Origin of the sequence: Acinetobacter sp. YH12086 (genome assembly GCF_013419345.1) — a bacterium.
GTDB lineage: Bacteria > Pseudomonadota > Gammaproteobacteria > Pseudomonadales > Moraxellaceae > Acinetobacter > Acinetobacter amyesii.
Genome location: NZ_VPAF01000034.1, coordinates 1 through 7,328, shown reverse-complemented (window position 1 = coordinate 7,328; position 7,328 = coordinate 1). Strand labels below are relative to the sequence as shown.

The following is a 7,328-nucleotide window of genomic DNA, read 5'->3' as shown; positions in this document are numbered from 1 at the left end:
TAACACTCATATCAAATACAACAGAGCGAGCATTTTCAGAGACACGATCAAACAAAGCTTTTGTACCGCCTTCAACTTTGAAAGCTTCGATAATTTCAGGTTGTTCAACAGCAACGATTTCTAGTTTTGCATTCATCCGTAAATCTCCTCTGCCATATCCTCAGCAACATAAGTAGCTTGCTGTTCAGATTCTTTTAAAAACTGTTCTTCACACCAATCCACAATCAACACATTCAACGCACGCAACTGCTCAGGAAGTAAGATAAATTCATTGCCTTCTTTAGTTGCCACAGCATCAGTTTTCATTACAGTTACCAGTGTGTTTTCAATTGCTTTAAAAGCAGGGATATCAATTTCATGGCAGTTTTGTGGATCTGAATCACCAACTGCAAAACCTTGTGTGCACTCAAGTAATGGCATGCAGCATTCGATAGACGCATCACTGATAAAGTCGAAGCGATACTGAAGCGTGAATTCAACCTTGCCGTCATGAATAGCAATGTCTTCAGCCACTTCAAAATCAGGGAAGACAGGAGCAAGGATTAAGGTGTTAGCTTTGATGTTCATTGATCACCTCGCAAAATCGCAGCGTTAATATTTTGAATATCCACCTGATCGATGTATGCATTTACTTCAATGCCATCTTTGGAAACGCTCATTGGTTCCATATAGCGAATTGACTCACCATCAAGCCCATATTCAACAAATACTTCGTAATCACCGATAGTGATTAGCGCAGGGCATTGTTCAGCACAAAATTTAAGTTTTTGCTTAAGCTTTACTTCGCCTGTAACGACAACTTGATTGTCATCAATCGGTGCGGTAGTAGAGGCAGGTGATATTGAAAATGCACCGACAATGAATGCTGCAAGTGCAAGAGCACTACCAGCAAACTTGATTTGTTTCTTGTTACTATCCATAATGGTCCCCGTAGTTTGCAAAGCACATCGAAGGTTGAAAGGGTCGGTGTGCTTTTTTTGTGGTTACGAGAAAAAGATTAACCTTAGTTAATAAAAAGGTCAACAGGAAAATTAACAAAAGTTCATAATATTATTAACTGACTAATTAACTGTGCTTTAATAGACAAAAGAAAACCCACACAAGGTGGGTTGTTTGGAGTTTGTTATGGATAAGAATCAAGAATTAGAACGCGGAATTATTCCAGCTGGAACACGCATTAAATTATATGAAGGCTCAATCACACTCTTAGAGGATGCTGTTGTAGATGCAAACCAAGAGTGGATTGATAAGGCCATTCAGGATCAGCAGGACTATTTTAACGGAATGGGCGTTGTTTGCTGCCCAAAACCTGAAACCACCCTTTCTGGGAAAACGGGTGGCAAGTTAGGCGGAAAAAATAATAACTGGATGTATTAATCGAATGAGAATGCGACAACATCAGATAAACGTATCTGAATAGTTCCTTCACTATGTAATAAATGAAGGAAAACCTGACTTAATTGGTCTGGGAATGCATTAATGTCACCATCCTTCTCAAATTGCTCAATATGAGGCTCTCTTGGCTTCTTTATAGACTCTACATAGAGCTCAGAATATATACTGTTTGCGGGATATGCATAGTACTCTTCCGCTGAGAGTATTGTGCCTCTCAATGATGTTCCATTGAAATATAATGTTATATCGCTCCTCTCTTCTCTAGGTGTTGACTCTTCCGATATCATCACTTGAGCTAAAAGAGCATTAGTCCTGGTGTTTCTCAAAGCTATTCTCCACCCGATCCAAGAGCCGCTCGGGTATGCGGCTTTATTTTCTAAAACTTTCTATGCAAACCAACAACCTTGCCCACCAGTCGGCAGTCCTCAGTCAACTTAATGATTTGCTCAGGCCAATTTGGATTAAGTGGTTGTAAGTATTTATCACCACCCTCAATGATTAATTTTTTAAATGTAGCCTCAGTTTCTCCACTGCAAGCAATAATAACTAGGTCGTCGGTCTGCAAGTCGAAAGTCTGAATATCTGGGTTTACATAAATACGATCACCCGGCTTAAAGTCTGGCTTCATTGAATTACCAACCACCACCAAGCCATAACCATTCTTTCCACACTCTTTGATGGGTGGTAGGTACTCATCGATTTCCGCATCTCTAAGCACAGTCTCAATAGGCGTAAATGACCCCGCAGCAACCCATGAAATAACAGGAACGGGGCGACCTTCGATTTGAATCTTATTTGATAGATCAACATTGTTGTCGAGTTTTTCCGACGACCCTCTGCCTGCCAAAAGCCAGTCATCAGTCACACCCAAATAGTCCGCAATTAATTTCAGTTTCGCGGCTTTTGGCTCGCTTTCACCGTGAAACCATTTCCCCGCAGCAACATTTGACACGCCTGCCGCGCGAGCTAGATCCGCAGGCTTCAGGCCTTTTTCATTTAATTTTTGTTGAAGGCGCACATGGAATGACATAGGTAAATCCAGTAATTTAATTCATTAACTAATGTTAATGCATAGTGTTGAAACAGTGGTTAACATGTGGTAACTTTGGTTAATTAACTATGGTTAAGTTTATTAATATGAAAACACATGACCTCATGAAGCATTTTGGTTGCAAAACCAAAAAGGAGCTTTCTCAAAAAACCGGCTTCTCAGGTGTCACTTTATGGAAGTGGGAAAAGTATGGCATCCCACCGCGCACACAAGCGACCTTCGAAGTCCAAACCAATGGCAAATTAAAGGCTGATTTACAGCCTCTAGCAGTTTAAGGAGTTGCTGTGAACAAAGTATCAATTGAACCATCTGCAAGCGCCAGAAATAGCATTTCTCGGATTTTGCAGGCGCTTGCAAATAGCAAGCAAAGCGAATTGGCCGAGCAGCTAGGTGTTGACCCGAGCACTCTTTCAAGAATGAAAACAGAGAAGAAAAACAACGACTTGACGGAAATTGAAACTTTTTGCGAGTTGTTGAGTTGTCTTGGTTTAAAGATCGTGCCGAAGGAATATCAAAGCATTGATAAATCACGAGTTGAAGCATTGCTTGTGATGTCGAAGAGCTGGATGAACCGAATTGAATCTGTGGATGATTTATTCCATGACGAGATTAGCGTTCAGAGAGAAAAATTAGGGTACTAAAAAACCGCTTCCTGCGCGAACAGGAAAGCGGTTAGTCATTCATTAATAGGAACCAATGAACATGAAAATATTAACAGAAATTGAGCTAAACCGAAAGGTTTGGTTATTCCAAAAAGCGGTTATGGCTTATTCCAAAAATCGCACACTTGAGAACGCTCAAGCGCTCGCTACAGCAAAGCTACAACTTATTAAATTTGCAGGGGAGGTTGAATGAATACAAGCATCCCCATGATTAAGTTAATCGAAGCTATGAATGATCAACCAATCGCGTTTAACAAACATTACGTTTTTATTGGGTGTGGTATCAATGGTGCACTCATGCTTTCGCAATTAGTTTACTGGACTTCTCGTGCTAAAAATTCGGAAGGTTGGATCTATAAGGATCATCATGACTGGACGATGGAAACCGGGCTGACTCGAAAAGAGCAACATACAGCTCGAAAAGTATTGAAAGATCTAGGTTTTATTTCTGAGAAGAAGCATGGAGTTCCACCTCGCGTGTACTTCCGTGTTGAGCGTGAAAATCTCTATAAATCACTCATTGAATACTCTGAAAGCCTTGATACGTCTAAATTGTGCCATACGGAACAATTGAATGTGCCATACGGAACAATTGAATGTGCCGAAACGCACAATTATATGTGCCATACGGAACAATTGAATGTGCCATACGGAACAATTGAATGTGCCGAAACGCACAATTATATGTGCCATACGGAACAATTGAATGTGCCATACGGAACAATTGAATGTGCCGAAACGCACAATTATATGTGCCATACGGAACAATTGAATGTGCCATACGGCACACCTAATTCAGAGAATACTACAGAGAATACTACAGATATTAATTTAGGTGCTGCTGCACCCAAAGCACAAAAATTCTCTGCTAAAAAATTCTTAATCGAAAACGGTGTATCTGAAAAAACAGCTCAAGAGTTTATTGATCTGAAAAACAAGAAACGTAAAACCATCACTGACCGTTCTCTAAAAATCATTTTCAACCAAGCGACCGAAGCACAACTCACCAATGAGCGTGTATTCCAGATTATCGTTTTACGCGGATGGGAGTCGTTCAAAGCTGCATGGAATTGGGCTGAGACGAATGCTGAGCTGGAGCAGCTAGAGAACCCACAGGTGAAGGGGCAAGCTCAAGAGCAAGCACCACCTGTATTCAAAGGAGTCAAACGCACATTCAAGGGGATGAACAATGACTGAGTTATTTTCAATTCCTACAGAACAAGCAGTTCTATGTTCATTTATGGATTTCTCTGAATTGGGTGACAGCATTGAGCAGATGGACGTTGCTGATTTTCATGCAACCCGCCATCAAATCATTTTCAACCACATCAAGTCACAGCACTTGAAGGGTGAAGGGCACGATGCGATCGTTATTTGGGAGAAAATCCGCTCAAACTTCAACGAATCATCACAAATCGATGAAACCTACATCATGGAATTATCAAGCGCTATGGCGCTTCCTAGATTGCTTCCAACGCATATCAAAACACTGAAGGATTTATCTTCACGAAGAAAAATTGCGGAGTTGGGCAAACAGGTTTCGGTTATCGCTGGGGATACAACGGGCTACACGGCTGAATCGGCAATTGAGCGAGTTCAATCCCTCGCATCTGGGTTGGATAGCACTGTGCAGGCTCAAGGCACGTTCAAGATTGCTGATGTGGCAAAACGTGTTGTATCGAATGTGATTGATCGTCACCAAAAGCTACACGATGGAATTGATCCTGATGAAAATATTTTGAAGACTGGATTTATTGAGCTGGATAACAAGTTGGATCGCATTGACCCAACCGACCTGATCATTATCGGGGCACGTCCATCAATGGGTAAAACTACTTTTGCTCAAAACATCTTCCTGAATTTATCAGTAAACCAAGGCAAAACAGTTTTGTTCATGAGTGGAGAGATGTCATCTGAGCAAATCACAGAACGCTTAATTTCATGCCTTGGGCAAATTCCTTTGAAGTCCGTTCGTTCGGCGCGTTTTGACTCTGATGGTGCAGGCTGTATCTACAAAGCTACTGAAATCCTGAATAAGTGCTCGATCTACATCAACGACAAGTCACAACCAAGTTTGGCAGACATTAGACGCGAAGCTCGAAAAGTTAAGCAAAGCACACTTGGAAAACTAGATGCGATAGTTATTGATTACTTGCAAATCATGACACCGCCTGAGAAGTCAGGAAACAAGGTTCAGGAAATTGGGGATATATCGAATGGTCTTAAGAAGATTGCTAAGGACTTTGGATGCCCTGTATTTGCCTTGTCTCAGCTAAACCGCTCTTTAGAGAACAGACCAAATAAGCGACCAGTGATGTCAGATATTCGTGAGTCAGGCGCTATTGAGCAAGATGCAGACATCATCATGTTTATTTATCGGGATGAAGTCTACAACAAGGATTCAAAAGAAGCGGGTACTGCAGAAATCATTATTGGTAAAGCTCGAAATGGATCTACTGGAACCGTCCGCCTTGCGACGGATTTAGGTCGAGCAACATTTACGGATTTAAGCCCTGAGTTCTATCAGGATCAGCGTGTAGGAGGTGGGGTGTGAGCGTAATTTCTGAATACAAAGACTCAAGCGGTTTTACAGCTTATCCAAAACCACTTACTGATCATGCGTTTGCTGGATTGAATAAGCAGGAAAATATCGACTTCAAAATATGGCTTGGCTTGATTGGTGAAAATGAGATTGAAATTGCAGCCGATCAGAAGCTTGAAATTTATTTTGTTGAAGCATTCAAAGAGCAAAAAAAAGAACACTGCAAAAACATGAATCCTGCTCAAAAAGTCTCTCACATTAGTTTTTGGTTTTTACAGGCTGAAGCAGATCGAGTGTGTGCAGGTTTAAGACATGGGTGTGAGTTCTGGCAGTTAGTTGATTGGGTGCCAACTCAAGAGGAATTCAACAAGACATTCCTAGCAACCGAATCACTGGAGCTTGAATATGCGCCACCAATGAAGCCAGCGACAAAGCTAAAGGTAGAAAAGCAGACCAAAGCAAAGTCAAATCCGGTTCGCGATGAATGGACTTTGGATTTATTTGGAGGTGTGGCATGAGCAAACCTAAAAAAAGAGTTCTCTTTGAAGACCAAATCAGTTTGATGTTGTTTGCTTGCTATGCGACTCAACCGTTTTCAGTCGCAGATGTGCAAGAGGCAGTTTTTGATTTCCATCGAGCAACAGTCTACAGCTTGCTAAATGAGCATGTGAAAGCGGGATATTTAGAGCGTGTCTCATCGAGTCATTATCAAGCAACTCAATACGCTAAAGACATCATGAATGTTAAAGGGGAAGCGGCATGAACATAACAATCGAACAAATGCGGGAAATTGTGGATGGTGCGCCTGGAAACTCACAGGTTGTTATACCTTGCCTAGATGGTGTGATGTATTTCGCTCAAAGAAAGGATGGTAAGTGGTTTCGATACAGCGACAGCTATCAAAAGTGGCTTGAATATTGGGGTAAGTGTGACCCGATGGATTTAGCTATCAAGCTTGACGCAATTCGCGCAGCCATAGCCGACCACGACCGCACTGATCGTGTATCAGACATTCGGAATCATATTGCGCCGACGACGAGGGTGATTGAGGGATGAGTGATTTTGAAAAGTGGTTTGAGGATCAAGACTTCTACACAAACATGCGATTCATCCATGGTGACAAGCTGTTTGATAAGGATGGTGATGTTTATCGAGTGTTGCCGGTGCATATTGCTTTTGAGTCATGGTTTGCGAGTGCCTGCACTTCAATCGATCATATTCATCGCCTGCAAAGAGAGCGTGATCAACTGAAAACCCAGCTCAATAACATGGAGGCTTGTTATATCGAGAAGAAAAAACGTGTGGAGTTGCTGGAATCCAATATTAAAAATCTTGTGGTGCAGCTTTCAAATAATTACGAGGTTGCAGAGAATGAATACAAGAAAAATGCTGATTCATATTATTCGGGAAAATGTGATGCTTTTGATCTAGCTGAGCAATTAGCTTGCTTGGCTTTGCGAGGTGATAGTGACCAGCATCTCACTCGCTGAATACCATAAACAATACGCGCACAAGACCAAACCCAAGTCAGGGCGCAGCAAATTTAACGCTCAGCGCATTGAAAAGGATGGAATGAAGTTCGATAGCGTCAAAGAGTACAAGCGCTATATCGAGCTTACAGCGCGAATGCAGAGGGGTGAAATTTCAGAGTTACGGTGTCAGGTCAAATTTGTCTTGG

At 41.7% G+C, this 7,328-nt stretch carries 14 protein-coding genes; 11 read left to right on the top strand and 3 right to left on the bottom strand.

Annotated features, from left to right (window positions below; all coding sequences use genetic code 11):
* Positions 1–132 precede the first annotated feature (132 nt).
* Together FTU29_RS16875 and FTU29_RS16870 are read right to left on the bottom strand one after the other, a co-directional pair.
* Positions 133–567: a hypothetical protein gene (locus FTU29_RS16875; RefSeq protein ID WP_180123000.1), complete on the bottom strand. Its 435-nt coding sequence runs from the start codon at positions 565–567 to the stop codon at positions 133–135.
* On the bottom strand, positions 564–920 hold the full coding sequence (locus FTU29_RS16870; protein ID WP_180115157.1) for a hypothetical protein: 357 nt from the start codon (positions 918–920) through the stop codon (positions 564–566). Before FTU29_RS16870 ends, FTU29_RS16875 begins: the two co-directional genes overlap by 4 nt.
* A 205-nt stretch (positions 921–1,125) precedes the next feature.
* Here FTU29_RS16870 and FTU29_RS16865 point away from each other — a divergent pair, with 205 nt between their 5' ends.
* Positions 1,126–1,377 (top strand): hypothetical protein, encoded by a 252-nt coding sequence (locus tag FTU29_RS16865; RefSeq protein ID WP_180122983.1) that lies wholly within the window; start codon positions 1,126–1,128, stop codon positions 1,375–1,377.
* 394 nt (positions 1,378–1,771) lie between these two features.
* Here the strand turns inward: FTU29_RS16865 and FTU29_RS16860 are convergent, their stop codons facing one another.
* A complete protein-coding gene (locus FTU29_RS16860; protein ID WP_180122998.1) occupies positions 1,772–2,425 on the bottom strand; it encodes a LexA family transcriptional regulator in 654 nt (217 codons plus the stop codon).
* Positions 2,426–2,532: 107 nt separating this feature from the next.
* Here FTU29_RS16860 and FTU29_RS16855 point away from each other — a divergent pair, with 107 nt between their 5' ends.
* From FTU29_RS16855 to FTU29_RS17710, 10 genes are all read left to right on the top strand, one after another.
* Positions 2,533–2,721 (top strand): hypothetical protein, encoded by a 189-nt coding sequence (locus FTU29_RS16855; protein ID WP_180122996.1) that lies wholly within the window; start codon positions 2,533–2,535, stop codon positions 2,719–2,721.
* 9 nt (positions 2,722–2,730) lie between these two features.
* Positions 2,731–3,087, top strand: coding sequence for a helix-turn-helix transcriptional regulator (locus tag FTU29_RS16850; RefSeq protein ID WP_180122994.1), 357 nt, complete (start codon positions 2,731–2,733; stop codon positions 3,085–3,087).
* A gap of 61 nt (positions 3,088–3,148) precedes the next feature.
* On the top strand, positions 3,149–3,301 hold the full coding sequence (locus FTU29_RS16845; RefSeq protein WP_180122981.1) for a hypothetical protein: 153 nt from the start codon (positions 3,149–3,151) through the stop codon (positions 3,299–3,301).
* Positions 3,298–4,305: a DNA-binding protein gene (locus tag FTU29_RS17560; RefSeq protein WP_257226955.1), complete on the top strand. Its 1,008-nt coding sequence runs from the start codon at positions 3,298–3,300 to the stop codon at positions 4,303–4,305. Before FTU29_RS16845 ends, FTU29_RS17560 begins: the two co-directional genes overlap by 4 nt.
* On the top strand, positions 4,298–5,662 hold the full coding sequence (locus FTU29_RS16830) for a replicative DNA helicase (RefSeq protein ID WP_180122992.1): 1,365 nt from the start codon (positions 4,298–4,300) through the stop codon (positions 5,660–5,662). The genes FTU29_RS17560 and FTU29_RS16830 overlap by 8 nt, the downstream gene beginning before the upstream one ends.
* Entirely contained in the window at positions 5,659–6,168 is a 510-nt protein-coding gene (locus tag FTU29_RS16825) for a hypothetical protein (RefSeq protein WP_180122990.1), read from the top strand. The genes FTU29_RS16830 and FTU29_RS16825 overlap by 4 nt, the downstream gene beginning before the upstream one ends.
* Entirely contained in the window at positions 6,165–6,413 is a 249-nt protein-coding gene (locus tag FTU29_RS16820) for a hypothetical protein (RefSeq protein ID WP_180004863.1), read from the top strand. The genes FTU29_RS16825 and FTU29_RS16820 overlap by 4 nt, the downstream gene beginning before the upstream one ends.
* Entirely contained in the window at positions 6,410–6,706 is a 297-nt protein-coding gene (locus FTU29_RS16815) for a hypothetical protein (RefSeq protein ID WP_180122988.1), read from the top strand. The genes FTU29_RS16820 and FTU29_RS16815 overlap by 4 nt, the downstream gene beginning before the upstream one ends.
* Entirely contained in the window at positions 6,703–7,140 is a 438-nt protein-coding gene (locus tag FTU29_RS16810) for a hypothetical protein (protein ID WP_180122986.1), read from the top strand. Before FTU29_RS16815 ends, FTU29_RS16810 begins: the two co-directional genes overlap by 4 nt.
* Positions 7,118–7,328 (top strand): DUF1064 domain-containing protein (locus FTU29_RS17710; RefSeq protein ID WP_180122984.1); only part of this gene is annotated, 211 nt, incomplete at its 3' end. The genes FTU29_RS16810 and FTU29_RS17710, both read left to right, overlap by 23 nt.

Bases quoted from the DNA above. Each gene is read 5' to 3' on its own strand.
- FTU29_RS16875 (WP_180123000.1), bottom strand. From the start codon at position 567: ATGAACATCAAAGCTAACACCTTAATCCTTGCTCCTGTCTTCCCTGAT.
- FTU29_RS16870 (WP_180115157.1), bottom strand. From the start codon at position 920: ATGGATAGTAACAAGAAACAAATCAAGTTTGCTGGTAGTGCTCTTGCA.
- FTU29_RS16865 (WP_180122983.1), top strand. From the start codon at position 1,126: ATGGATAAGAATCAAGAATTAGAACGCGGAATTATTCCAGCTGGAACA.
- FTU29_RS16860 (WP_180122998.1), bottom strand. From the start codon at position 2,425: ATGTCATTCCATGTGCGCCTTCAACAAAAATTAAATGAAAAAGGCCTG.
- FTU29_RS16855 (WP_180122996.1), top strand. From the start codon at position 2,533: ATGAAAACACATGACCTCATGAAGCATTTTGGTTGCAAAACCAAAAAG.
- FTU29_RS16845 (WP_180122981.1), top strand. From the start codon at position 3,149: ATGAAAATATTAACAGAAATTGAGCTAAACCGAAAGGTTTGGTTATTC.
- FTU29_RS17560 (WP_257226955.1), top strand. From the start codon at position 3,298: ATGAATACAAGCATCCCCATGATTAAGTTAATCGAAGCTATGAATGAT.
- FTU29_RS16830 (WP_180122992.1), top strand. From the start codon at position 4,298: ATGACTGAGTTATTTTCAATTCCTACAGAACAAGCAGTTCTATGTTCA.
- FTU29_RS16820 (WP_180004863.1), top strand. From the start codon at position 6,165: ATGAGCAAACCTAAAAAAAGAGTTCTCTTTGAAGACCAAATCAGTTTG.
- FTU29_RS16815 (WP_180122988.1), top strand. From the start codon at position 6,410: ATGAACATAACAATCGAACAAATGCGGGAAATTGTGGATGGTGCGCCT.
- FTU29_RS16810 (WP_180122986.1), top strand. From the start codon at position 6,703: ATGAGTGATTTTGAAAAGTGGTTTGAGGATCAAGACTTCTACACAAAC.